This window comes from Jiangella asiatica (genome assembly GCF_004349065.1).
In the GTDB taxonomy this organism is placed as follows: domain Bacteria; phylum Actinomycetota; class Actinomycetes; order Jiangellales; family Jiangellaceae; genus Jiangella; species Jiangella asiatica.
The window spans coordinates 12451-37373 of record NZ_SMKZ01000033.1 but is presented as its reverse complement, the minus strand read 5'-3'; the positions used below and the strand labels follow the sequence as shown (position 1 = coordinate 37373).

The following is a 24923-nucleotide window of genomic DNA, read 5'->3' as shown; positions in this document are numbered from 1 at the left end:
CCCGCGGACTGGACGGTGATGGGAGACCGATGTCCATACCCACGCGAGAAGGCCTGTCCGCCCATCTGCGCGACGAGATCGTCTCGGGGCGCCTTTCGCCGGGCACGAAGCTGCCGTCCGAGCGCACCCTGGCCGAACGGTTCGGCCTGTCTCGGCCCATGGTGCGCGAGGTGCTGCGCGGGCTGGCCGACCAAGGTCTCATCGACATCCAGTCGTCGCGCGGAACCTACGTACGCGCTGCGGACACCATGGATGGCGCGAAGAGCCTGGACGCCCTCTACCGACGCCGCAACGCCACCGTCCGGGAGCTGACCGAGGCCCGGCTCATGGTCGAGACATACGCGGCCCGGCTCGCGGCCCTCAACGCCACCGACCTCGAGGTGCGGGCCCTGCGTTGGTGCCTCGACGAGTTCGATGCCGCGAAGCACGTCCTCGAGGAGGCCCAGCTCGACCTCGCCTTCCATGCGCTGGTCGTGCGGGCCAGCCACAACACCGTCATCGAGATTACCTACGCGTCCATCAGCAACCTCATCTTCGAGCTCATGCTGCGTAGCCTCTCCGACCGCAAGGTGCGGCAGATCGGGGCCCCCTTACATGACAGGATCTGGCGCGCCATCCGCGACCACGAACCCGACAAGGCCGCCGCAGCCATGTCCGAGCACATCGAGCTCGCCCGGCACATGTACGGCGCGGACTTCGAGCGACGGGTCGACGTCGTGGCGCAGCGTGAGCTGGAACGACAGATGGGTCCGACGGTGTCCCTCGACGCCATCCTGGACGAGGTCGCCCGCCGGCACGCCGAGCTCATGGCCACGCACGACGAGACACCGTCGTGGCGGGGTTCCGACTGAAGACGTACCGTGATCAGGTGGCAGCCACGCACGAGGTCACCAACCAGCTGCCGCCGCTCACCGGGTACGAAGTGTTCGGCGCCGACGCCCGCTTGGCCGAGGCGTTCGACCGGTACGGCGACGCCGGCATGCGCGGCTGGCTACACGGGCTGGGCCGGCTGGCCGGGTCCGCCGACGCGCAGCAAGGACCAACGCCGCGGCCATGACTTCCGGCCATGGCGTGGACAGCTCCCCGGAGAAGATCACGACAGACCCGCTCGGCGCCACGCTGATCGCCGAACGAGCCGCCCTGCTCGCCGGTCGAGATGACGAGTTCGTTGCCGTGACCGTCCAGTACTGGACCGGCCGTGCCACGGCAACCGGTATGTCTTTCCGGCCGAAACGGCAGCGCGCACTGGCGCCGCAGTCCGTTCGACGACTGGCTGTTCGAACGGCGGCCTCGAGGTGGCTTCCGAAGAAGCGAGCCTCCGAGGAACGCCGTTCCGTCCCGCTGGCGGCCGCTATTCCCACGTCACGAGAACCATGCGACAAGTGCTCATGGCCGGCCTCACGAGCGGTGGCACGCCGCACTCACGGCGCGGCGCGCCATGCACCCGACCTCGCCTGTCCCGATCCTCTGCGAGCTCTTACTTCAGCTCCCTGAGCACCGCGATCCCGCGAGCCCGCACCACCGGCCGAAGCATCCCGATGCCTACGATCCGCCAGAAGATCTACATATCGTCTCACCTCGGTCGGGGTGACGGTGATCGGGGTGACAGGATTGAACCTGCGACCTCTTCGTCCCGAACAACGCAACCACGAGACCGCCACCCGCGGACATCTCGGAGAAGGTGTAGGCGCCGTTGATGTGTTCGGTGGTGCCGGCCTCCAACTGACACGTTTGCCCCTCAGGGCCGCGGACGAGATGCAGGCGACATCGTCCAGCCAAGATCGGCCCATAGATCTTCCATGCTCTTGCTGCGCCCTGACCGAGCGTGGTCGTCGCGGTGGCACTTCCCTGCCGGGGCCGACGTGCAGACCGTGCGGCACCCGAGCCACCGACTGCGTCGTCACGGTGGCGTCGCCGATCACCGGACCGGCCGTGCCGCATCGGCTACCGTTCGTCGTCGCCCATGATGACGCCCTCACCGTGATAAACGACGACGGCCAACACCCAGCCCCGCCCTCACGATCGGCGGCTCGAATCGCCGAAGCCGCGGGCCAGGACGAACGCGGCGCAGGTCATGGCCTCCGTCCAGAGGCGTTCCGAGTCCGCATGGCGGTGGGCTCTCAATCGCATTACGGATATGCCTCAAATTCGGCACTAGCGCCAATTGTAACGTTTCAGTACAATCGGCCCACCTGTCAACCAGCGCGAAGGAGTCGGCCGATGCTGTTCGGGAAGAAGCGCTCCGTCGTCGCCGGACTGGTGGTCGCAGCATGCCTAGCCGCCACCCACCCAGCGATGGGACACACCAGCCAGAAGAACGAGGCCGGCATGACCGCGGCCGTCGACACCACCCAGCGCCCGGTCCTGCTCACGACCGAGGCGGAGATCGTGCGAGCCCAAGCCCGCAGCACCGACGCCAGCTCGCCGTTCTACGCGTCATGGGTCCTGGTCCAGAACCAGGCGAACCAGGGGCTCGCCCGCGACTTCATGCCGCACGAGTCCGACGACATCCGCATCTGGACCGAGGACGCCGGTCTCGAGGCACGCCTGATCCACGCGCTCGCGGTCGCCTACCGCGTGAACGGGAACACCGCCTACCTGACCAAGGCCCGCGACGCCCTGATGGAATGGGCCGTCTTCTGCAATGCCGACCTCCCACCCGACGATCCGACGCCGAGTTGGCAAGACTTTCACTACCCCGGGAAGGCCATGGCGCATGCGGCCGGCCTGCACATCGGGCGGAGGCTCGTGGTGTTCGCCGACGCCTACGCGATCCTGCAGCCATACCTGACAACCGCGGAGCGCACCGAGATCGAGCGCTGGTTCGCCAGCATGCGTTCGCCCATCCAGCACAGCACCCACCTCTGGGAGACCGCGACCGAGGTCAAGACCTCGCCGACGGCGGAGCCGACGCCGGTGACACCACCGTGGCTGAACCGGCAGTACTACAACAACCACCTCACCGCGCACGTCGTCGGCCAGCTCGCCATCGGGTATGCCACCGGGAACGCCAATCTCGTCTCCTACGCGCTCAGCGACCCCGACAACCCGCGTGACCTGCACGAGGTGTTCGGCGGCGTGCTGGTCATGCCAGGCCAACAGCTGCAAGAACGCGACCCCAGCCTCAATGCCGACGACGACCGCTGGCCCGATCCGCTCCGCTCGGAGACCTACGACCGATACCGGGCGACCAGCCGGACCGCCCCGGACGGGCCCGACCGGGGTTTGATCTACTCCTCGCTCGGCCAGAAGTTCGTCGCCGTCGCGGCGGAGCTGGCCAGGAACAACAACGCACCTACCAACTACTGGCGGCACATCCCCGACTCCGGCGAGAGCCTGCGCGACAGCTTCGCCACCTATGCGCCGTTCATCTCCGCTCCGGTCAACCCGGAGCGTGATCTGACCGACGCCGTCGCGTGCCGAGGCCGCTACTACGAGAACAGCGCGTTCACCCAGAACATCAAGGCCAACTGGCTTGCTGCGACCGAGGTGGCATTCCGGGAGTACCCGTACGACCCCGCGATCAGGGAGGTGATCCGCAGCGAACCAGTCCGCAGCTACAACGACACCGAGACTTTCGGTGCCACCTCTCCGCTGTTGAACGGCGAGCTGCTCGACCCGCCCGGCGGGCCGACCGTGACGTACCAGGCCAGTACCGGCTCGACGCCGACCGCACCGGTCGCGCTGGCCGCCAATGCGGACTCGCATTTCCTCGGCGATTGGGACGGTGACGGCGACGACACACCCGGCTGGCGGAGAGGCCTTACGTTCTATCTCAGCAACTCGGCATCCGGAGCCAACCCCCAGAGCTACGACTACGGCCGGGCGTGCAGCGAAGCGATCGTCGGCGACTGGGACGGCGACGGCGACGACACCATCGGCATCCGCATGGGCAAGACCTTCCTGCTGTCCAACGACAACACCGGTCCCGCCGACGTCGTCTACACCGGTGGCCGCGCCAGTGACCGCCTCGTCATCGGGGACTGGAACGGCAACGGCATCGACGCGCCCGGTCTCATCCGCGGCACAGAGATGTTCCTGCGCACCAACAACAACACCGATCCGACCTACCTGCCGTCATTCACGTTCGGCCGGACCGGGGACCGCTTCGTCGCCGGGGACTGGAACGGCGACGGCATCGACTCGCTGGCCGGCGTCCGCGAGGTCGGCAACGACCTCAGCTGGTCCATAAAGTCCGGGAACTCCGCCGCCGACCCGGTGGCGTCCCCCGTCACGCACGGCACCATCCTCGACGGCGCTCTCGCCGGCAACGTCAGCGGCGGTGCCGCCGACGAGCTCGCCGTCATCCGTTACCGCTGACCTCAGGGCTCGACCTGGCCGGCCTCGGTGCCGACGCCGGCCAGGTCGAGCTCGTCGGCGTAGTGGCACGCGGCCTGCTGCACACCGGCGACGGTTCGCAGGAGCGGGCGCTCATGGGCGCAGCGGTCATCGTCGGCGTAGGAGCAGCGAGTGTGGAAGAAGCATCCCGACGGCGGGTTCGACGGGTCCGGGAACTCGTCGGACAACCGGACGCGCCGTCCCGTCCCGCGCAGCCGCGGGTCGGCCTTGGGCACGGCGGCCAGCAGCGCTTCAGTGTAGGGATGGCGCGGAGCGGAGTAGAGGTCGTCGGTCTCCGCGATCTCGACGATCTTGCCGAGATACATGACGGCCACCCGGTCACAGATGTTCTCCACGACGGAGAGGTCGTGAGAGATGAACAGGTAGGTCAGGTTGAACTCGTCCTGCAGGTCGCGCAGCAGGTTGAGGATCTGGGCCCGTACCGACACGTCAAGTGCGGACACCGCCTCGTCAGCGATGACCAGCCGGGGTTCGGCGACCAGCGCCCGGGCGATGTTGACCCGCTGCCGCTCGCCGCCGGAGAACGCGTGTGGATAACGATGCATGTGGGTCGGCGACAGGCCCACCCGCTGCAGCATATGGGCAACCCTGTCCTCGATTTCCGACCGCCCTAGAGAAGCGAAGTTCTTCAGCGGGTCGCCCACGATCTGCAGGATGGTCATGCGGGGATTGAGCGAGGTGAACGGGTCCTGGAAGACCACCCGGATCTCGCTCTGGTAGGCGCTGCGGTCCTTCTTGCTCATCGCGGCGAGATCGACCACGTCGCCGGTGTCCTTGCGGTAGAGGATGCTCCCACCGGTGGGCGCGTTCGTCCCCACGATGCAGCGGCCCAGGGTGGTCTTGCCGCAGCCGGACTCACCCACCAGGCCCAGCACCTCGCCCGATCGGATCTCCAGGCTGACATCATTGACCGCGTGGACATGCCCCGTGGTGCGGGAGAACAAGCCGCGGCTCCGGATCGGGAAGTCCATGCTCACGTTCTCGACGCGCAGCAGCGTGTCCTGATCGAGCCTGGCCGGATCGTCGGTGACGGTTGTCTGCTCGGTCACGTGTCCTCCTGCGCGGTCCGCACCATGCGTTCTTCGTGTTCGCGCAGCGTCTGCGGATCGTGCAAGACGCAGCGCGTACGGTGGCCATCACTGAACTCGACCGTGGGCGGGTCCGCCGTGTCGCAGAGGCCGGCGACGGCCAGGTCGCATCGCGGGTGGTACGGGCAACCGGGCGGGCGGTTCAGCGGCGGCGGCACCTGGCCGCGGATGGTGGGCAGGCGCTTGCGGGCTCCACGTCCCATCGTCGGGATGGACGCGAGCAGTGCGCGCGTGTAGGGATGCTTCGGGTTGTGGAAGATCTGGTCCACGCTGCCCTGCTCGACAACGGTTCCCAGGTACATGACGATGACCTCGTCGGCGATCTCCGCCACCACGCCCAGATCGTGCGTGATGAACATCATCGACATGCCCGTGTCAGCCTGTAGCTGGGCGAGCAGGTCGATGATGCGCGCCTGGGTGGTGACGTCGAGAGCGGTGGTCGGCTCGTCGGCGATGAGCAGACTCGGCCCGCACGACAACGCGATGGCGATCATGACTCGCTGGCACATCCCGCCCGACAGCTGCCAGGGGTAGGCGTCCATGCGCTGCTCAGGGCGCGGGATGCCGACCCGGCGGAGCAGCGACACACCATGATCCCGGGCTTCGCGCTTGTTCATCGGCAGGTGCAGGCGGATGGTCTCGGTCAGCTGGTCCCCCACGGTGTACATCGGGGACAGCGACGCCATGGGCTCCTGGAAGATCATGGCGATGTCCTTGCCGCGGATCTGGCGCAGCCGCTCACTGCGGCGGTCCAGGGCAGCGAGGTCGATGGGCGCACCGTTGCCCGTCATAGCAGCCGGCGCCCGGTCGACCGACGGGCTCCACCAGATGTTTCCGTCCACCACCTTGCCCGGCGGTTCGATGAGACCCAGCACCGAGCGCGCCGTCATGCTCTTGCCGCATCCGGACTCGCCCACCACGCATACCGTCTTGCCGCGCGGCAGGGTCAGGTTCACCCCGTCGACGGCTCGCACCACACCCTCATCGAGGAAGAAGTGTGTTTTCAGGCCCTTGACCTCGAGCAGTACGTCAGGCTGCGGCATCGTCGTCTCACCTTCTCTCTGCTGTCATGGTCGGCTCCTACCGCTTGTACGGATCCGCGGCGTCGCGCAGTCCGTCGCCGACGAAGTTGAGTGCCAGCACGGCGGCGACCACGGCCAGGCCGGGCAGCAGCAGCCAGGCGGCCGTGGCAACCGTGCGGATGTCCTGTGCGTCCTGCAGCAGCACTCCCCAGCTCACCACCGGCGCTTGGAGCCCCATGCCGAGGAACGACAGCGCCGTCTCGGCCAGGATCATGGCCGGAATGGACAGGCTCAACGACGCGATGAGGTGGCTCGTGAACGACGGCAGGATATGCCGGAAGATCACCCGCGGCTGGCTGTTGCCGTCCAGATGGGCGGAGGTGACGAACTCCTCCTCCCGCAACGACATGAACTTGCCCCTCGTCTCGCGAGCAAGGCTGGTCCATCCGATGATGGCCAGGATCACGGTGATCGCGAAGTACCGCCGCAGCGGACCCCACTGGTCCGGAAGTGCGGCGGCCAATCCAAGCCACAGCGGCAGCGTGGGAATGGACATGAAGAACTCGACCAGGCGCTGGATCACCAAGTCGGTCTTTCCGCCGACGTATCCGGAGATACCGCCCAGGACGACGCCGAGCACGAAGGTCATTGTGACTCCGACCAGGCCGATCGACATCGACACCCGGGTGGCATGGATGATCCGGGAGAGCAGGTCGCGCCCGTTGCCATCGGTTCCCAGCAGGTACATCGGCTGGTCCGGATCAGCCGGCCCGATCAGGTGGATGTTGGTCTCGAACAGACCCCAGAACTCGTAGGACTCGCCCTTGGCGAAGAACCTCAACGGGATCTTGGTGGACTCGTCGATCTCGTACGTCTGGGCGTAGGTCTCCTGGTCCATCGACGACGTGTAGCCGTTGACGTGCAGTCCCCAGTCCCAGCCATCGTCGCTGATGTCCACGATCTGCGGCAGCTGCGGCGGAGCGAACGTCGACTCGGCGTCGAACCGGCTCGCCGAATAGGGCGCCAGGAACTCCGCGAAGAGCGCTACCACGTAGAACGCGATCGTGACCGCCACTCCGGCCATCGCCAGCCGGTGCTTCTTGAACGCACGCCATACCAGCGTCGACTGCTTCGCGGTGTACGTCGTCGCCGCGGCGCCGCCAGGGCCTGCGGTGTCGGCCGCGCTCTCCGGCACGTCCCGTACCGGCGGTGGGATACTAGCCTGCATCACTCATCCCCTGCCCATCAGTGCCGCCGCAGCCGGACGCGCGGGTCGAGCCAAGCGAGTGCGATGTCCGAGATCAGCGTTCCCACCACGGTCAGGACGCTGATGATCATGATGATCGACCCCGCAAGGTACATGTCCTGACTGGTCAACGCGCTGAGCATCAGCGGGCCCGTGGTCGGAAGCGACAGGACCTTCGCCACGATCACCTCGCCGCCCACCAACGCCGGCAGCACCCAGCCGATGGTGGAGATGAACGGGTTCATCGCCACTCGCAGCGGATACCTGACCAGCAGCCTGCGCTCCGGTACGCCGCGCGCCCGTGCTGCCACGACATAGGGTTTGCGCAGCTCGTCCAAGAGGTTCGCACGCAGAATCCGGATGAGCCCGGCCGTGCCGGCGGTGCCGAGCACGATCAACGGAATCCAGATGTGGCTCAGCAGGTCGAGGACCTTGCCGAGATTCCATGCCGCGTCCTGGTACTCGGGTGAGAACAGCCCGCCCACGCTCTGCCCGAAGTACCGGAAGCCTATATACAGCAGGATCAGTGCGATCATGAAATTCGGGATGGCCAGGCCGAGGTAGCCGATGGTCGTCGCCAGATAGTCACCGATCGAGTACTGCTTCACGGCCGAGTAGATGCCGATCGGGAACGCCAGGATCCAGGTCAGCGTGAGCGTCGCTCCGGCGAGCAGAACCGTCAGCGGAAGACGGTCCCACACCAGGTCGGCTACCGACCGTTTCCATTCGAAGGACTGGCCGAAGTCGAGGTCGGTGACGATCCCGCCGATCCATTTGAAGTACTGAACGTAGATGGGTTCGTCCAGCCCATACCGTTCCCGCAGCGAATCGATCTGCGCTTGGTCGATCGCCTCGCCCTGGGCCGACATCCTCGCGATGAACGTGGTCAGGAAGTCGCCCGGCGGCAGCTGAATGATCGCGAAGGCCACGATCGAGATCAGCACCAGCGTCGGCACCATGTACAGCAAGCGGCGAGCGATGAAGCTCAGCATCGGTCACTCATCCAGCGCCACGTCATCGGCGAACACTCCTTTCGTCGGCCCTGCCGCTGAGCTACACGGCACCCGTGCGGTAGTGCGGCAGCAGCTTGTCGTGCGGCCGCCCCACCACCAGGCGCCCATCTTGGACGAAGCCTTCGGGGCGGTCCTTGAGCTCGCCGGCCAGGCGCTCGCGCCACGGCTCGATCAGGCTTCCGTCGCCGTCGAGGCTCAGGTCGTGCAGCTCGTACGGATCCTCGTCCAGGTTGAACAGATGCTCCCGCCCGGTCTGGCTGTACCACACGTACTTCGAGTGGCCGTCGGTCAGGAAGTGCATGCCTTCCGCGGCCCGGTACTGGGCGGTGTGCTCACCGTGCAGCACGTCACGCCAGGGAACGTCGGGGTCGCCACGCATCAGCGGCACGAGGCTGCGGCCGGTCACCTGATGCGGAATCTCGATGCCGGCGGCATCCAGAAGCGTCGGCAGCACGTCCTGGAGTCCCACCGGCGCCTGGCTGACCACCTCGGCCGGACAGTCCATGCCGGCGGCCGGACGCACGAAGAACGGCACCCGCGCCGATCCCTCGTAGGGGAACGTCTTACGGTACATGTTGTGGTCGCCGAGCATCTCGCCGTGATCGGCGGTGAAGAGGATCACGGTGTCGTCGAGAAGGCCTCGGCGCCGCAGCGCATCCACGACCCTGCCCACCTGATCGTCGACGTGGTTGATCAGGCCGTAGTAGCCGGCTCGGGCCTGTTTCATCGACACCTCGTCCAGGCTGATCCGCCAGTCGTCGATGTCGATGCCCTTCTCCGGCCCGTCGAACGCGGGGGCCCAGTCGCCCACGACCGGGCCGGGCAGGTCTTGATTGATGTAGCGCTCGTAGTAGACCGGCGGCGGGGTCAGCGGCGGATGCGGGTCGATGAAAGAGAGGTTGAGGAAGAACGGAGCCTCCGGATCGCGCCGCTGAAGGAACTCCAGCGCCTTGGACGCGCACCAGGACGTGTGAGTCAGGTGTTCCGGGAGGTGGCTGGGCCGACCCACCCAGCCGTTCGCCGACACGCCATGCGCGATAGCGGGGTCGACCGTCGCCATTCCCGTGTTGGCCACCAGCCAGTCGACGTAGTCGTTCGGCTGCGGCACCGGCCCGCTCGCCTTGCGGCTGCCATCGGCCAGTTCCATGTGGTCGAAACCGTACCGCTTGCGGTACGGCATGAAATGCAACTTGCCGATGAGCTGCGTCTGGTACCCCGCCCGCGACAGCTCGCCGGCCAGGGTGTACGGCGGGTCCCATTCCACGGCGGTCATCCCCACCATGCCGTTCACGGCCGGCGCCTGGCCGCTCATCAGCACCCGCCGCGCCGGAATGCAGCTGGGACACTCCGAGTAGCCGCGCCTGAACCGCGTACCGGTCCGGGCCAGCCAGTCGAGGTTCGGCGTCTGCGCCACCGGGTGCCCCTCGATGCCGAGGCAGTCGCCGCGGTGCTGGTCGGTAGTGATCAGCAGGATGTTCGGCCTGTTCTGACGTGGCATCGCTAGCCCTCCTCGGCGGGTACGGGTGACACATCGGCGACCTCGAGGCCGGGACCCAGCAGGACGCGCGTACGTTGCCCGCCGATCCGGACGCTCACCCGCGCGCCACCCGCACCGGGTTCGAGCTCGACGGCGGTGTCGGCGTCCCCCGGGACCAGCAGCGCGGCCGACCAGTAGTCCACGCCGAGCTCCTGCGGACCGCACCAGCGCAGGACGGTCGCGTCGTCGCCCGGCGTCGTGGGAACGGTGGCGGCGACGGTGAGGCCGAACGGGTGACTTGCCGCCAGCGCCACGGTGAGCCGGTGGCGTTCCCCGACCAGCCGGGCCCCGGTGGCGGTCCGCTCCACCCGGGCGCGGGTGTGCAGCCGAGACTCCACCCGGCCCTCGTTCGCCAGTTCCAGCCGGTCGACGACCAGCGCCCCGGCCGAACCGAGCATCAAGAACAGGCGACCGCCGTAGGCCAGCAGGGGCTCGTCGTCGCGGCCACCACCGAAGGCGGAGGTGGCGTCAAGGCGCACGCCGGCCGCTGATGCCCAGTGGACCGGAACGGGATCGACGCGGGCCGGCCTGGCAATGCCTACACCGTTCACGAGTGGCACGTTCTTGCTCTGTGGCAGCATCTCGAACAGTTCGTAGCGCCGCGGGCCGAATGTCGTGTCCAGGTATTCGGCTGGGGTCACGTTCTCGATCAGCCGTTCATCCCCGACCACAGCGTGGAAGCTCAGCAGGTCCAGGTGGCCGTGCGGAACCTCCGTGGTGCCGCCGCGGATGGACAGGTAGAAGTCGGGACTGGGCCAGCGGTCGGCCACCCGCGCCCAGCCCAAACCCTCATAGACCGTGACCAGGGGCTCGGCGTGCGGCGGGTTCCCGTGATCCGGCTTCGCGTCGGCCGGCACCGGTTGAGGTGCCCACAACACCGTCTCCGCGGCCGTCGCCCAGTTCTGGTAGTCGACCGTCAGGTCGATATCCGCCGAGAGGTCGTCGAGGACGCGGGCCACCTCCCACGCGCCGAGGTGCTCCGCCGCGGCCCGGTGCGCGGGAAGCGGCACCCAGTGATTCCCGTCGCCGAAGCTGCACGCTGTCCCGTGCGGGCAGAAGTCCAGCGGAAAGCTGAGCGACGCCCGAACCGTGTCGGTCCGCAGCAGTCGGTGTTTGCCACCGGTGGCGCGCTCGGAACTGATCAGGTACAGGAACGCGTACCGCATCCCGTAGTTCCAGTATCCGAGGCCCTCCGGGCAGCCGCCGTTGGTCTCACCGAGCGCCCTGAAGAAGGGATCGAGCGATTCCTCGGTGAGCTCGAGGACCCGCTTCGCCTCCGGCAACTCGTCGCGGAACGCGAGTGCGAGCAGGCCGGCGCCGCCGGCGCAGACCGGGTTCCAGTTGGTGTCCGGCTTGCCGAACCACCATGGCGCCTCGCGCCCGAATATCCGGATGAGTGGGCCGAGCGCCCGCCGCTGCGCGATGTCAGCCACACGCTCTCGCTCGGCGGGGCTCAGGTCGTGGTAAAGCAGATCGTAGGCGAAGGCGAGCGTCGCGCTGTTCTCGCCGTAGCTGAGGTCGAAGATCGCGTCAGTGCGGGGGTCGTTCATGCGCCAGGTGATCCACGACCAGTACTCCCACTGATCGATCGCATCCAGGCAGGCCACGGCGGCATCCCGGAACCGCGCGTCCCTAGTCCGCTGCCACTGCGCGACGAGGGTCAGCATCCGACCCTGCATCCTCCGGGCCCGGCCCAGGTGAGCGTTGTGGGTTGCGTGCAGCTCGTCGTACGACGAGTCCGCCAGGTATGCCTCGGCCCGCCGAGCCACCTCGGCCGCGGATCGCGACCACGTCGGGAGCGGTGAACCACCGGCCGGGTGGCCTTGGCCCAAGCACAACCGCGGGTGGGACGCCAACGCTCCGTCGGTGTTCGTCACGTCAATTCCGTCTCCATCCCCGGGGTAAGCCGGAGTCCAGACATCATTGGAAGGTTTCAACCGCGCTTCCCGGCAGTATGCGGGTAGGCCCACAGTCGGTCAACCCGCCTAGGACAGACTGCGCCAGGAATTCGTTGACGTTAGGTGGCGAGGCGCTCGAGGATCTCGTCGGCACTCTGGGTCCAGGTGAGGCCTCGGGGGTTAGCCCTTCCCGGGCTGTGATCCACTCGCGCAGGTCGCGTTCCGGGGCGTGCAGTCCGTCAGCGTCGCCTCGGCCACCGGCCGACCTATCCGCGCAGCATCTGATACAGGACTCAGCCCCTCAAGGCATCCGCACCGGCCGGCATATTGCCGCTCCGTGTCGCCCCGATGGCGGTTCTCGGCGGCGCCCGCCGCTTCCCGCCCGAACTCCCCACGGCCGCCCATGCTCCATTGATTAACGGTCCGTACCGATATCCCGTGGAGTCTTGACAAGCCCTGGAGCGTGAGACAGGCTCGCAGCCTCCGCCCAAATTGAAACCTTCCAGCGACTGTCGGCACTGGACTCGAACTAGTACGGAGGTTGGCATGGGCACCACGAGGAAGGGCAATTTCGAACTCACTCGGCGCAGCGTGTTGGCCGGTGGCGCTGGGCTTGCCGCCGCATGGCTCACCGGGTGTGACCTGTCCACCGACCCCGCGGGTTCCGACGACCGGGGCGGCACTGACGCACCGGGCGGCAAAGAGGCGCCGGATCTGGCCCAACGGGTCGAAGCTGGTGAGCTCCCTCCGCTGGAAGAGCGGCTACCTGACAATCCGCTCGTGATCGAGCCGACCAGCGAGCTCGGGGTGTACGGCGGAACCTGGGCATCGGCCATCACCGGCCCGGGCGACATCGCCTGGATGCGCAACACCGTGGGGTACGACGGCCTGATGCGCTGGGACCAGCCATGGGACAGCGTGATACCGAACATCGCCGAGTCCTTCGAGATGGACGAGACCGGCACGGTATACACGTTCGTCCTGCGGGCCGGCATGAAGTGGTCTGACGGCGAGCCGTTCACCGCTGACGACCTGGTCTTCGCCTACGAGGACATCCTCTCGAACCAGGAGATCCCCTCGTCGGTGCCCGGCCTCAAGCCGTACCTCGACCCCGCGGGCAATCCCGCCACCTTGGAGAAGGTCGACGACCACACGGTGCGGTTCACGTTCGCCGAGCCGAAGGGTGTCTTCCTCGACGAGCTGGCCGACCCCGAGGGCTACCACATCACCGCCTGCCCTCGGCACTATCTCGAGCAGTTCCATCCGAAGTACAACCCCGATGTCGAGCAGCTGGTCGCCCAAGAGGGCCTGGGGTCGTGGTTCGATCTGATGGAGCGCAAGCGCAACCCCTGGGACAGCCCGGAGCTGCCGGTCGTCTTCGCCTGGCAGGCCACGACGCCGTTGTCCAGCGGGTCGCGCGTCGTCGCCACTCGAAACCCCTACTACTGGAAGACCGATCCAGAGGGCAGCCAGCTACCGTACATCGACCAGGTCGTCTTCAACGTCGTCGAAGACACCGAGGTCATGATGCTCCAGGCCGCGAACGGCGATCTCAACTTCCACGGACGTCATTTCAACGTCGCCACCAACCGGCCCGTGCTGGCCCAGAGCCGAGAGACGGGCGATTACGACTTCTACGAGCTGGTCGTCTCGACCATGAACGAGATGATCATCATGCTCAATCTCAACCACAAGGACCCCGCCCTGCGGGCACTCTTCCAGAACAAGGACTTCCGTATCGGACTGTCCCACGCCATCAACCGCGACGAGATGATCGCGGCCGTGTGGCAGCAGCAAGGGGAGCCGTGGCAGGGCGCGCCGAAGGCGGGCTCGGACTATTACGACGAAGAGTTCGGCACGCAGTATCTGGAGTACGACGTCGCCCTGGCCAACCAGCATCTCGACCAGGCCGGGCTCACCGGCCGTGACGGGAGCGGCGTCCGACTGCGTCCGGACGGACAACCGCTGTTGTTCAATGTCGAAGTGGCGCTCAACGCGGTCAATCCCACGTGGCCGGCCGCCATGGAGCTGGTCAAGGCTTACTGGGCCGAGGTCGGCGTCCGCATCAACGTCAGCAGCCAAGACCGTACGATCTGGACAGCCCAAGTAGAAGCCAACGACCACGACGCGTGCGTGTGGAACGGCGCCGGGGGTCTGGGCGACGAGCTCTCGAGCGGCTTCTACTACCTTCCGTTCCATCAGAAGGGCTCGCGGTGGGCGATGCTCTGGTCGCTGTGGTACGTCTCGAATGGACGAGACGGCGAAGAGCCCCCCGAGCACGCAAAGCGGCAGCTGGAACTCTACGACCAGCTGCAATCGGAGGTCGACGCCGACCAGCGCGCGGAACTCTTCAAAGAGATCATCGCCATCGCGAAGGAACAGTTCTATGTGATCGGCACGGCCGTACCGGCCGAGGGTTACGGCATAGTGGCCAACAGCTTCCACAATGTGCCGGAGTCGATGCCCAGCGCGGATCGTTACGCCACCCCTGGTCCCACCCGACCCGAGCAATACTACATTGCCGATAGCTGAGGTCGGCACATCGTCATCCATGTGGCCCCGGTTGGGGGCGTCGATACGGGGCTCACGGCTCGACGGAAGCCTCGGCAGAACTATTCAGATCGGGCTTGTTCTCGCATCAGGACATCGACCTCTTTCCACCTGATCGGTAATACACGAGCCAACGACATTTCGCCACAGAGATGTTTTAGGAGGCACGCATGCCGCCCGACGCGAACACGTACAACCAGGTTTCTCGTCGTACCGTGGTGGCAGGGTTGACTGCAGCCCTTGCTGTTCCAGCCCTTTCCGGCGCCGCGCACGCGACCCGTACCACCAGCACGACGAGCACGCCAGGCCCTGGGCCAGTGATCTGGACGACCAACGATCTGCTGGACCGCGCGAAAGACCGGGTCGCCCGCAAGACCGAACCGTTCTACGGCGCGTGGTTGAAGACGCTCAGCCAGGCTGAAAACGTGCTCGGCATGTCGCTTCCGGGCTACCACGGGCCCAATGAGAACACCTATTACGTCCGCGGTCGTGAACACAGCATGTACGCGCGCGACCTGGCGATCTGCTACCGGATCACCGGTGAGCGGCGCTTTCTCGACAAGCTCAAGGAACTGCTGCACAACTGGGCACGCGACGCGATCGATCACCCGTACCCCGAGCCACCGCGCCTTTCGTTGCCTGGCGGGCAGGGCCCATACATCGCCCCGCTGGCTGTGGAGGTGTTCCCGGGCAGCAATCTCCCGCATGGCACGGGCCTGAGAATCGGCCGGATCATGCCGAAGTTCGCCGACGCCTACGCCATGGTCTGGGACGAGATGAGCCAGGACGAGCGGGCTGACGTCGACGAGTGGATGCGGCTGATGATCGCACCTACTCTGGAGTCCCGGCGCCTGTGGGCCGAGTTCGAATATCATCACACTGACGGCGTTATCAATCTACCGCCATACTTCGGCGAGCAGTACTTCAACAATCATCTCACTGCTCATACCCTCGCTCTTGCCGCGATCGGCTACACCTTGCGGAACAAGGACCTCGTCGAGTATGCGATCAACAGCGCAGAGCATCCGCGCAACCTGCAGGCGCTCATCGATGGATGCATCCTCATGCCCGACGACCTCGGTACGGGCGAACCTAGCGACCTCAGCAAGGAAGACCCGACCCTCATCGCGGGTATGCCGCCGCCGCTGCCCGGCGAGATCTGGGACAGATACCGCACCAACGGCAACCGCGGAATGCTTTACACCACGCTCAACCTTCGCTTCTTGATGCTCATGGCAGAGATGACGCACAACAACAAGCATTCCCACAGCTCGGTCAAGGGATATCGCGACTATTACGACTACGTCGGCCCGAACGGCGAGAACCTCGAGATCTCGTTCGAAGTGTATTCACCCTGGTGGATCACTCGCCAAGCATCGTCGGTCAACTCGCCATACTACGATCACGAGCAGGAAGACCCCGGGTTCGACCGTATCGCCAATGACCGCGTCACTCATGAGCTCAGCTCGTGGGAGTTCGCCGCTCGGCAGTATCCCGGGAACAGCAAGATCAAGCAAGCACTCCAATCGTGGGACCGAGTGCTGTTCGATATGGACACCTGGGGCTGGACCGCCGTCCTGACCCATGGCTCGGACTTGGGCGACTAGCCCCCGAACGCACAGCAGATTACCTACTCAGCTCGGCCAACGCCGGGGTATCGGGCTGAGGCCGAGCCGCATCTGAAAGGTTCCATGCGGGCCTTTACCGGTTCACGGGCGGAGCACAGGGTGCTGCGCCGGAGATGACTGGAGGCGCTGATGTCGTACGATGCCAGCTCGCACCACCTATCTCGCCGCGCCGTCATGGGCGGCCTTGCCGGCCTTTTGGCCGCACCGTCTGTGCCTGTTCCGGCGCAGGCGTCGAACAACAACAGCAGTTCTGACCCAGGACCTGTCATCTGGACGACAGATGACATGCTGGACCGCGCAAAAGACCGGATCGCACGAAAGACCGAACCGTTCCACAGCGCGTGGTTGAACATACTCGGCGAGGCTGAGGCGGTGCTCAGCATGTCGCTCGCGGGCTACCACGGGCCCAATGAGAATACCTATTCCACCCGTGGCCGTGCACACAGTCGGTACGCCCGCGACCTGGCGATCAGTTACCGGATCACCGGTGCGCAACGTTTTCTGGACAAGCTCAAGGAACTGTTGCACAGCTGGGCTCGCGACGCGATCGATCACCCGTATCCCGACCCGCCGCGCCTGACGTTGCCCGGAAACCGAGGTCCGTACGTCGCGCCACCGACCGCCGAGGTGTGGCCGGGAAGTAACCTTCCGCACGGAACCGGGCTCCGGATAGGCCGGATCATGCCGAAGTTCGCCGACGCTTACGCCATGGTTTGGGACGAGATGAGGCAGGACGAGCGAGCGGACGTCGACGAATGGATGCGGCTGATGATCGCACCCACTCTCGAGTGTCGGCGCCTGTGGGCCGAGTTCGACTACAACAACCCGGCCCCGTTCTTCGGCGAGCAGTACTTCAACAATCACCTGACTTCCCAGACTCTCGGGCTCGCCGCGATCGGCTACACCCTGCGGAACAAGGACCTCGTCGAGTACGCGATCGACAGCCGCGACCATGCGCTCAACCTGCGGGCGCTCATCGACGGCTGCATCCTCATGCCCGACGACCTCGGCACCGGCTTGCCGAGCGACCTCAGCTGGGAAGACCCGACCCTCACCGCGGGTATGCCGCCGCCGCTGCCCGGTGAGATCTGGGACAGGTACCGCACCAACGGCAACCGCGGAATGCTCTACACCCTGCTCAACCTTCGCCTGTTGATGCTCATGGCTGAGATGACGCACAACAACAAGAATTCCCGCAGCACTATAAGCAACCACGTCGACTACTACGGTTACGTCGGCCCGAACGGCGAGAACCTCGAAATATCGTTCGACGTCTATTCGCCCTGGTGGATCACCGGCCAAGCTTCGGCCGTGAACTCGCCGTACTACGACCATGAGCAGGAGAATCCTGGCTTCGATCGCATCGCCAACGCCATCAACAATCACGAGCTGAGCTCGTGGGAACTGGCTGGCCGGCACTATCCCGAGAACGGCAAGATCAGGGAAGCACTCCAGGCATGGGACCGGGTGATTTTCGATGCTGAAACATGGGGCTGGTCCGCGGTCCTGACCCATGGGCCGGACCTCGACGACCAATGATTGTCGGCGACGTCGTGCTGTTCGGCGGACAGGTTCAGCACCTGCCGGCTCACCCACAGGGGCCCCGCCCGCCACCGCCTTGACTGTTTCGTGTTCAGCGTCCTCCAACTTGATTGTGACCGACCGCGCGGGAGCGATAACGCAATGAAGACACCACCACCGAACATCCTGCTGATCTGCACCGACCAACAACGCTTCAGTGCGCTGCGGGCATACGACAACCCTGAGATCAATACTCCGAACCTCGACCGACTCGCCGGCGAAGGTGTGTTGTTCGAGAACTGCTACGTGCAGAACCCCGTCTGCGGCCCGTCTCGCGCCAGCCTGATGACCGGCCAGTACGTCCACGCGCATGGCGAGTGGGCCAATGGAGTTGCCCTTCCCGCCCATGCTCGGCTGTTCACGAAAGACCTTGCCGAGGCGGGGTACGACTGCGGCCTGGTCGGCAAACTACACCTGGCTGCCTGTCAGCACGGACGTACAGAGCAACGCCTCGACGATGGCTTCCGCGTGTTCCGGTGGGCACACGACCCGTACAGAGGATCGTCCGAAAACGCCTACCACCGCTGGCTCAAGGCCAGCCGCCCGGACCTCTACGAGGCCGCGCTCGACCCCGATTCCGACGTCGACTTCGACACCATGCCGACCGAAGCCCACTACAGCCGGTGGGTCGGCAACGAGACCATCGACTATCTGACGTCCAGCCGGGACAAGGACAAGCCGTTCTGTTTCATCGCCAACTTCTTCGATCCCCACCCCGGGTTCGGTGCTCCCAAGGAGTACATGGACCAGTACGATCCGGCTACGCTGTCGCGTCCGGTCACCACGACCGACGAGCTCGAGACCAAGCCGCCGATCTACACCGAGGCGTCCAAGGAGTCGTACCCGGACTCCAAGGGCTACGTGGACTACACCGATGACGAGCTGCAGGAGACCAAGGCCGCCTACTACGCCATGGTCACGCTCGTCGACGACGAAGTCGGGCGCATTCTCAATGCTCTGGACGACGAAGGGCTCGCGGACAACACCGTCGTGATCTTCACCAGTGATCACGGCGAGATGTTGGGCGACCACCAGCTCATGCTCAAGGGCCCGATGATGTACGACGTCGCTGTCCGCGTGCCGTTGCTGCTTCGCTGGCCGGGCGTCATCCCGCCCGGTCAACGACGGCCTGAGCTCGTCCAGTGGGTGGATCTCGCGCCGACACTCCTCGAGGCAGCCGGCGTAGCGGTCAGGTCCACGCACCAAGGCGCCAGCTTGCTCGGCCTCGTCACACGCACGGCACCGTGGGTGCGCGACTGGGCATTGAGCGAGTACCGCAACAGTGGAGCACCCTACGAGCAGGGCGTGTACACGACCATGCTTCGGCACGACCGGTGGAAGATCGTCGTCCACCACGGAGATCCAGCGACGGCTCGGCCGAGAACAGGCGAACTATACGACCTGGCGAACGACCCGAACGAGCTGACCAATCTTTGGGACGAACCAGAGCATCACGCGACCAGGGCCGGCCTGCAGGAGAAGCTGCTCGACGTCCTGGTCGCAACCGAGGACCGCAGTCAGGAACGAGAGGCAGCATGGTGAGTGGCGGCCCCGACGCCGGACCGTCCGGAGTGGCGGCAGCAGAATGCGCCCGGTAGGCCGAGCGAAGGCCACCGGCTCGCTCCGACGAGACTTCCCTCCAGCGGCCGGTTGACGGTCGCTGCTTCATCATCCCGGGAGGGAAGACGTGCTCCGCATCGGACTGATCGGCACCGAGAACTCGCATACCGACTATTTCGTCCGTCACCTCAACGTCGACAACGGCCGGGAAGGATGCCGCGTCGTTGCGCTGGCGGGCGGCGACACCGAAAAGAACCGCACGTTGGCTGCCATGGGGCAGATCGACCACATTGTCGAGTCCGCCGAGGACCTCATCGACCTGGTCGATGCCGCGGTCGTCGCCGATCGACATGGTGGCCTACATCGACAAAATGCGGTGCCCTTGCTGGAGGCCGGCAAGCACGTCTTCGTCGACAAGCCCACGGCCACCACCGTCGCCGACACCGAAGCGATCATCACCGCCGCCACCAAGGGCGGGGGCGTGCTCGCATCCTGGTCAGCCGTGCGCCTGGCCCGTGAGATCACCGAGGTGAAACACGCGGCCGGGCGCCTCGGCGCCCTGCAGGTCGTGACGATGACCGGTCCGGCGGATCCCGATGACCCCCATGCCGGGCTGTTCTTCTACGGCCCGCATGTCGTCGAGCCCGCTCTGGAGCTGCTGGGCAATCCCGAGGTTGGCGACATCCACGTCGACACCATCGAACACACTGTCGTCGTCACCACCCAGGCCGCGGGAACACAGCTGGTGCTGACATTCGTCCGGCCCGATGACGACGGCCGGATCCCCTGGCACATCGCGGCGGCCGGTCGACACGGCATCGTCGCGACGGACATCACTCTCGGGCTCGACTACAACGCCCGCGGAATCGACCACTTCCTCCACGCCGTCGAGAGCGAACAGCCACCGATGCCGTACGAGCAGCTCATCCCACCGGTGCGGCTGCTGGAGGCGGTCGCCGAGGCCATCTGAGCCACCCCCACCGAACTCTCCTCCGCCACCGACAGAAGGAGCGCTGGCGCGCATGATCAACACACCAATCCGGGTCGGCCTGATCGGCCTCGGCCGCAGCGGGTGGGACCTCCACGCCGCCGGGTTGGCCGAGCTCGACCAGTACACGATTGTCGCGGTCGCCGACCCGGATCCCGAGCGCCGCGCGGAAGCCAGGAGCAGGTTCACCTGCGCCACGTATTCAGAACCCGAAGCCCTCCTGGGCGACCCCCAGGTCGAGCTTGTCGTCGTGGCGACGCCATCGCATACGCACGTTCCGCTCGGCCTCGCCGCGCTCGACGCCCGCAAGCACGTCGTCGTCGAGAAGCCGATGGCCCAGACCACGGCCGACGTCGACACGCTGATGGCGGCCGCCGACAAGGCCGACCGGATCGTCACCTGCTTCCAGAACAACCGGTTCGAACCCATTTTCATGGCCGTCCGCAAAGTCATCGACTCCGGCCGGCTCGGTGAGCTGGTCCTCATCCGCCGCTCGATCCACCGCTACATCCGCCGCGCGGACTGGCAAGTACTCCGCGCGTTCGGCGGCGGCGAGCTGTCGAACACGGCATCACACTTCCTCGACCAACTGCTCCTGCTTCTGGACGACGGCCCCATCGAGCTGCTGGCCGACCTGCGCCACACGGTTTCCGCCGGTGACGCCGAAGACCACGTCAAACTCGTCCTCAAACCGAAGACCGGCCCGCTGGTGGATCTTGAGTCCAGTTGCACGATCGCCACCCCACAGAACACCTGGTTCATCGCCGGCACCACCGGCACCCTGGCGAGCGTCGCCGGTGGTCTGCACATCACGTGGTATGACCCGGCAACTGTCGACGAGCCACGGCTGGTGGAGGGTGCCGCACCCGAGCGGGCATATCCGAGCCCGGAGACGATCACCTGGCAGGAAGAAACCATTCAGACGCCGCCGGGCAGCGGGCTACGGACCCTCCTCTACTACCAGCACCTCGCCCGAACGTTGCGCGACGGCGAAGACCTGTTCGTCACCCCAAAGAGCGTCCGCCGCCAGATCGACATCATCGAACGCGCCCGCCAGCGAACCGGCCTGCTCTAGCCCTGTCGGCGGGACCGGACGGGTCGATCGTCGCCACCATGACGCCGCCACACGAGCGCACGGGTGCGTGGTCGCGCGGGGTCACTAGTCCAGGACTCCCAGCCGGCGCTGTTCCTCCTCGTTCGCTGCCATGTACGCCTCGCGAGCGTCCCACGCCTCGGTCGCGTGGCAGTACTCGACCATGTGCAGGGTGTCGGCGAACGGGTCGGCCACGGCGTCCAATCGGGTGCCGAGTTCACTGGCCAGCGCGTCCTGGACGTCGCGGTACGCCGGGTTGCCGGCCAGGTTCTCCAGCTGCCACGGATCCGAATCGTTGTCGAACAGTAGCCACGGCTCACGCCCCAGCGTCTCGGCGTAGGTCCACCGCACGGTCCGCAGTCCGCGCCACTCGGGCACCCCCTGCACCAATGCCTCGTCGAAGCGGCACTGGTTCATGATAAGGACCGGCCGGTCCTCACCGCGCTCGCCGCGCAGCTGCGGCAGTAGGCTCGTACCGTGCGCCCGGCTCGGTGCACTCAGGCCGGTCATGTCGAGAAGGGTCGGGACGAGATCGACGGTCGAGCACGGCGCCTCGTGTACGTGCGGCGGCAGCTGCTCCGGCCAGCGGACTACCAGCGACACGTGGATCGCTTCCTCGTACGGCAGCTGCTTCTTCATCATCCCGTGCGCCCACAACATGTCGCCATGGTCAGACGTGAACACCACGATCGTGTCCTGCCGCCGTCCGCGCCGATCCAGCTCGACGAGCAACCGGCCCACTTGGTCGTCGATGGCCGACACGGCTGCGTAGTACGACCGGAGCGTCTCGTGCGGGTCGAGGTCGCGGGCCAGCGGATTGTCGATGGCCGTCCGCGCGTTCGGCGCCAGGGTGAGCTCGCGCGGATCGTACCGCTGGCGGTACTCGTCGGGCACCTGGTCGTAGGGGTCGTGTGGCGGACCCCACGACACAAACAGAACGAACGCCTCGTCGTCGGCCACCGAGCCGAGGAAGTCGACGGCCAGGTCGGTCTGGACGACGGGTTCGTAGCCTCCGGCGAGAATGGGCTCCGCGGAATCACGGTAGTAGGTCGGCCGGAAGTAGTCGTGCGCGCAGTTGTAGGCCGCCCAGTAGTCGAAGCCGTGACGGCGGTTGCCCGGCGGGGTGAACTTCGTGCGGGGCACGCCGTCCAGATGCCACTTGCCGACGTACCCGGTACGGTAGCCGGCCGATCGCATGACCCGGCCGATCGACGGCACATCAGCGGCCATCGGCACGTCGTTCGCCACGGCACCATGGACGTGCGGGAACAGGCCCGTGAGCAGCGTCCCCCGATTAGGCGTACACACTGGTGAGTTGGCGTAGCAGCGACGCGCCAGCACTCCCTCGTGCGCCAATTGGTCGATCCACGGAGTGCGCACCACCGGATTCCCCATGCAGCCCAGGTCGCGTCCGCGCAGTTGGTCGGCGAACAAGAACAGCACACTCGGACGCTCCCGGCTCATCGACCGTCTCCTCACTCCACAGGGGTTCACACCTGGCGTCATGTAGGCACGCGGACCGGCCGTCCGAAGCGCGCGGAGTCGTAGATCGCGACGGCGGCCGCCACCACCGAGCGTCCCCACTCTCCATCAACCTCGGGGGTTCGCCGGTCGCGTACCGCCCGGCCGAAGTCGGTCAGTTGGTACGCCAGCGCCTGCCAGTAGTCGGCCTGGGGCGGCGCCGACCGCGGCACCAGCTGGATTGCCTCGCCGGCGGAGTGTCGCCACAGTCCATGCGCATGCGAGAGGTGCAGCGCACCCTTCTCCAGAACGACGTTCATCTCCTCGGTGTGCGGGAAGCCCGACCCGAGCTCGACGACGCTGGCATGAACGCCGTTCGCCAGTTCCACGACAGCCAGGCCGTCGGTCTCGACATCGTCGGCGTCACGCGGTCCGGTCGCCGCCGCCAGCACCCGGCGGATGAGTGCCCCGGCGAGCCACTGGAACTCCTCGATCGCATACGTGCCGGTGTTGAACAGGACCCCGCCGCCGGCAGCCGACCTGCGGCGCATCCAGGCCGGTCGATCCGCCGGGTAGTGCAGGGTGCGCCGCGCGCTCATCAGCACGACGTCGCCGAGCTCGCCGCTGTCGATGACGCGCTTGGCCGCCCGCAGCCTGGCGTGCTGGCGCTGCATGGCATGGCAGACGCCGACCAGTACCCCGGCTTCCCGGCACACCGCCAGCATCGCGTCGCAGTCGGCGACCGACACAGCCATCGGCTTCTCGACCAGCACGTGCAGCTTCCGCTCGGCGGCTGCCCGGACCACGTCGGGATGGGCGAGGGTGGGTACCGCGACGACGACGGCGTCGAGGCCGGCTCCGTCGACCATGGCGTCGAAGCTGGCGTAGGCGGGGACGTCGTAGGCGCGAGCCAGGGCGTCGGCTTGATCGGGCACGACGTCGTAGACTCCGGCGAACGTCACGTCGCCGAGGCCGACCGCCGCCTGCAGATGCTTGGCAGCGACGTCACCGGCACCGACCAGGCCCAGCCGAACCTGCGTCATCAGCGCATGCCGAGGATGTCGATCGTGTCGCGCCAGGACAGCGCGCCGCCGTCGACCAGCCAGACGACCCCGTTGACAAAGCTGGCGGCGTCGCTGGCGAGGAAGCAGACGACCTCGGCGATCTCCGGCGCCTCGCCGACCCGTCCCAGGAGCGAACGGCTGCGCAGGTCCCACTCGAGCTCCTCGCGGTCGTCCGCGTGCTCCAGCCGGTTGCGCATCGAAGTGGTCATGGTGCCGCCGGGGCAGCAGCAGTTGACGCGGATGCCGTACGGCGCCAGGTCGACGGCGAGGTTCTTGGTCAACAGCGCGACGCCGCCCTTGGTCGAGCCGTACGCCAGATTGTCCGGGTAGCCCAGGAACGACCGGGTCGAGCCACAGTTGATGACCGACGCTCGGTCGCTGCGGCGCAGGTGGGGTAGCGCGTACTTCGTCGCCAGCAACGGTCCGCGCAAGTTGATCGCATAGACCCGGTCGAACGTCTCGACGCTCATCGTTTCGAGCGACGTGTCTGAGGTGAAGGCGTGCTCGGTGATCCCCGCGTTGTTGTAGAGCACGTCGATGCCGCCGAACGTGTCGGCCGTCGCCTCCATCAAGCCTTGCAATTGCGCCGGATCGGACACGTCGCAGTGCTCGTAGGCCGCGGTGCCGCCGGCGGCGCGGATCGCCTCGACCGTGCGCAGGCCGTCGCCGTCGTCCACGTCCGACACCATGACCGACGCGCCGCGCCGCGCCGCCAGCCGTGCGGTCGCAGCGCCGATGCCCCGCGCCGCACCAGTGATCACGAACCTCAGGCCCTCGAGGTCAGTCATCGATGTCCTCGCCATGCGTCAGCACCGCCGACCAACGGCGGCAAGGC

General features: G+C 66.5%; 18 protein-coding genes. 9 read left to right on the top strand and 9 right to left on the bottom strand.

Going from position 1 to position 24923, the window contains the following annotated elements; genetic code table 11:
- The first annotated feature begins 29 nt into the window (after positions 1-29).
- The 3 genes from E1269_RS20820 (at position 30) to E1269_RS20805 (ending at position 4320) form a co-directional block, all read left to right on the top strand.
- The gene (locus E1269_RS20820) at positions 30-851 is read left to right on the top strand and encodes a FadR/GntR family transcriptional regulator (protein WP_131898096.1); all 822 of its coding nucleotides are present in this window, start codon (positions 30-32) and stop codon (positions 849-851) included.
- A gap of 17 nt (positions 852-868) precedes the next feature.
- Positions 869-1057, top strand: coding sequence for a hypothetical protein (locus tag E1269_RS20815; RefSeq protein ID WP_131898094.1), 189 nt, complete (start codon positions 869-871; stop codon positions 1055-1057).
- A gap of 1163 nt (positions 1058-2220) precedes the next feature.
- The gene (locus tag E1269_RS20805) at positions 2221-4320 is read left to right on the top strand and encodes an alginate lyase family protein (protein WP_162606545.1); all 2100 of its coding nucleotides are present in this window, start codon (positions 2221-2223) and stop codon (positions 4318-4320) included.
- Positions 4321-4322: 2 nt separating this feature from the next.
- Here the strand turns inward: E1269_RS20805 and E1269_RS33005 are convergent, their stop codons facing one another.
- The 6 genes from E1269_RS33005 to E1269_RS20780 form a co-directional block, all read right to left on the bottom strand.
- The gene (locus E1269_RS33005; RefSeq protein ID WP_239000980.1) at positions 4323-5408 is read right to left on the bottom strand and encodes an ABC transporter ATP-binding protein; all 1086 of its coding nucleotides are present in this window, start codon (positions 5406-5408) and stop codon (positions 4323-4325) included.
- Positions 5405-6490 (bottom strand): ABC transporter ATP-binding protein, encoded by a 1086-nt coding sequence (locus tag E1269_RS33000; RefSeq protein ID WP_203433936.1) that lies wholly within the window; start codon positions 6488-6490, stop codon positions 5405-5407. The genes E1269_RS33005 and E1269_RS33000 overlap by 4 nt, the downstream gene beginning before the upstream one ends.
- Positions 6491-6527: 37 nt before the next feature.
- Positions 6528-7697 carry an ABC transporter permease gene (locus E1269_RS20795; protein ID WP_131898088.1) on the bottom strand — a complete coding sequence of 390 codons (1170 nt, stop codon included), beginning with the start codon at positions 7695-7697 and terminating at the stop codon, positions 6528-6530.
- 17 nt (positions 7698-7714) lie between these two features.
- Positions 7715-8707: an ABC transporter permease gene (locus tag E1269_RS20790; protein WP_131898086.1), complete on the bottom strand. Its 993-nt coding sequence runs from the start codon at positions 8705-8707 to the stop codon at positions 7715-7717.
- A 61-nt stretch (positions 8708-8768) separates the two neighbouring features.
- Positions 8769-10226: an arylsulfatase gene (locus tag E1269_RS20785; RefSeq protein WP_131898084.1), complete on the bottom strand. Its 1458-nt coding sequence runs from the start codon at positions 10224-10226 to the stop codon at positions 8769-8771.
- A 2-nt stretch (positions 10227-10228) separates the two neighbouring features.
- Complete coding sequence (locus tag E1269_RS20780) at positions 10229-12142, bottom strand: heparinase II/III family protein (protein ID WP_131898082.1); 1914 nt, start codon at positions 12140-12142, stop codon at positions 10229-10231.
- A 513-nt stretch (positions 12143-12655) separates the two neighbouring features.
- On the opposite strand from E1269_RS20780, the gene E1269_RS20775 reads away from it, so the two are divergent.
- From E1269_RS20775 to E1269_RS20750, 6 genes are all read left to right on the top strand, one after another.
- Entirely contained in the window at positions 12656-14695 is a 2040-nt protein-coding gene (locus E1269_RS20775) for an ABC transporter substrate-binding protein (protein ID WP_131898080.1), read from the top strand.
- 188 nt (positions 14696-14883) lie between these two features.
- Positions 14884-16320, top strand: coding sequence for an alginate lyase family protein (locus E1269_RS20770; RefSeq protein WP_131898078.1), 1437 nt, complete (start codon positions 14884-14886; stop codon positions 16318-16320).
- Positions 16321-16470: 150 nt separating this feature from the next.
- Positions 16471-17880, top strand: coding sequence for an alginate lyase family protein (locus E1269_RS20765; RefSeq protein WP_131898077.1), 1410 nt, complete (start codon positions 16471-16473; stop codon positions 17878-17880).
- 144 nt (positions 17881-18024) lie between these two features.
- Positions 18025-19464 (top strand): sulfatase family protein, encoded by a 1440-nt coding sequence (locus E1269_RS20760; RefSeq protein ID WP_131898075.1) that lies wholly within the window; start codon positions 18025-18027, stop codon positions 19462-19464.
- Positions 19465-19609: 145 nt separating this feature from the next.
- Positions 19610-20452 carry a Gfo/Idh/MocA family protein gene (locus E1269_RS20755; RefSeq protein ID WP_131898073.1) on the top strand — a complete coding sequence of 281 codons (843 nt, stop codon included), beginning with the start codon at positions 19610-19612 and terminating at the stop codon, positions 20450-20452.
- 52 nt (positions 20453-20504) lie between these two features.
- Positions 20505-21545 (top strand): Gfo/Idh/MocA family protein, encoded by a 1041-nt coding sequence (locus E1269_RS20750; RefSeq protein WP_162606544.1) that lies wholly within the window; start codon positions 20505-20507, stop codon positions 21543-21545.
- An 84-nt stretch (positions 21546-21629) separates the two neighbouring features.
- Here the strand turns inward: E1269_RS20750 and E1269_RS20745 are convergent, their stop codons facing one another.
- Genes E1269_RS20745 through E1269_RS20735 form a run of 3 tightly spaced genes read right to left on the bottom strand, consistent with a single transcriptional unit; the run spans position 21630 to position 24876 of the window.
- Positions 21630-23027: a sulfatase family protein gene (locus E1269_RS20745; RefSeq protein ID WP_162606543.1), complete on the bottom strand. Its 1398-nt coding sequence runs from the start codon at positions 23025-23027 to the stop codon at positions 21630-21632.
- A gap of 38 nt (positions 23028-23065) precedes the next feature.
- On the bottom strand, positions 23066-24067 hold the full coding sequence (locus E1269_RS20740) for a Gfo/Idh/MocA family protein (RefSeq protein ID WP_131898067.1): 1002 nt from the start codon (positions 24065-24067) through the stop codon (positions 23066-23068).
- Complete coding sequence (locus E1269_RS20735; protein WP_162606542.1) at positions 24067-24876, bottom strand: SDR family NAD(P)-dependent oxidoreductase; 810 nt, start codon at positions 24874-24876, stop codon at positions 24067-24069. Before E1269_RS20735 ends, E1269_RS20740 begins: the two co-directional genes overlap by 1 nt.
- Between the last annotated feature and the right edge of the window lie 47 nt (positions 24877-24923).

Bases quoted from the DNA above. Each gene is read 5' to 3' on its own strand.
- E1269_RS20760 (WP_131898075.1), top strand. From the start codon at position 18,025: ATGAAGACACCACCACCGAACATCCTGCTGATCTGCACCGACCAACAA.
- E1269_RS20795 (WP_131898088.1), bottom strand. From the start codon at position 7,697: ATGCAGGCTAGTATCCCACCGCCGGTACGGGACGTGCCGGAGAGCGCG.
- E1269_RS20805 (WP_162606545.1), top strand. From the start codon at position 2,221: ATGCTGTTCGGGAAGAAGCGCTCCGTCGTCGCCGGACTGGTGGTCGCA.
- E1269_RS33000 (WP_203433936.1), bottom strand. From the start codon at position 6,490: ATGCCGCAGCCTGACGTACTGCTCGAGGTCAAGGGCCTGAAAACACAC.
- E1269_RS20765 (WP_131898077.1), top strand. From the start codon at position 16,471: ATGTCGTACGATGCCAGCTCGCACCACCTATCTCGCCGCGCCGTCATG.
- E1269_RS20785 (WP_131898084.1), bottom strand. From the start codon at position 10,226: ATGCCACGTCAGAACAGGCCGAACATCCTGCTGATCACTACCGACCAG.
- E1269_RS20820 (WP_131898096.1), top strand. From the start codon at position 30: ATGTCCATACCCACGCGAGAAGGCCTGTCCGCCCATCTGCGCGACGAG.
- E1269_RS20735 (WP_162606542.1), bottom strand. From the start codon at position 24,876: ATGACTGACCTCGAGGGCCTGAGGTTCGTGATCACTGGTGCGGCGCGG.
- E1269_RS20745 (WP_162606543.1), bottom strand. From the start codon at position 23,027: ATGAGCCGGGAGCGTCCGAGTGTGCTGTTCTTGTTCGCCGACCAACTG.
- E1269_RS20740 (WP_131898067.1), bottom strand. From the start codon at position 24,067: ATGACGCAGGTTCGGCTGGGCCTGGTCGGTGCCGGTGACGTCGCTGCC.
- E1269_RS20770 (WP_131898078.1), top strand. From the start codon at position 14,884: ATGCCGCCCGACGCGAACACGTACAACCAGGTTTCTCGTCGTACCGTG.
- E1269_RS20790 (WP_131898086.1), bottom strand. From the start codon at position 8,707: ATGCTGAGCTTCATCGCTCGCCGCTTGCTGTACATGGTGCCGACGCTG.
- E1269_RS20750 (WP_162606544.1), top strand. From the start codon at position 20,505: ATGATCAACACACCAATCCGGGTCGGCCTGATCGGCCTCGGCCGCAGC.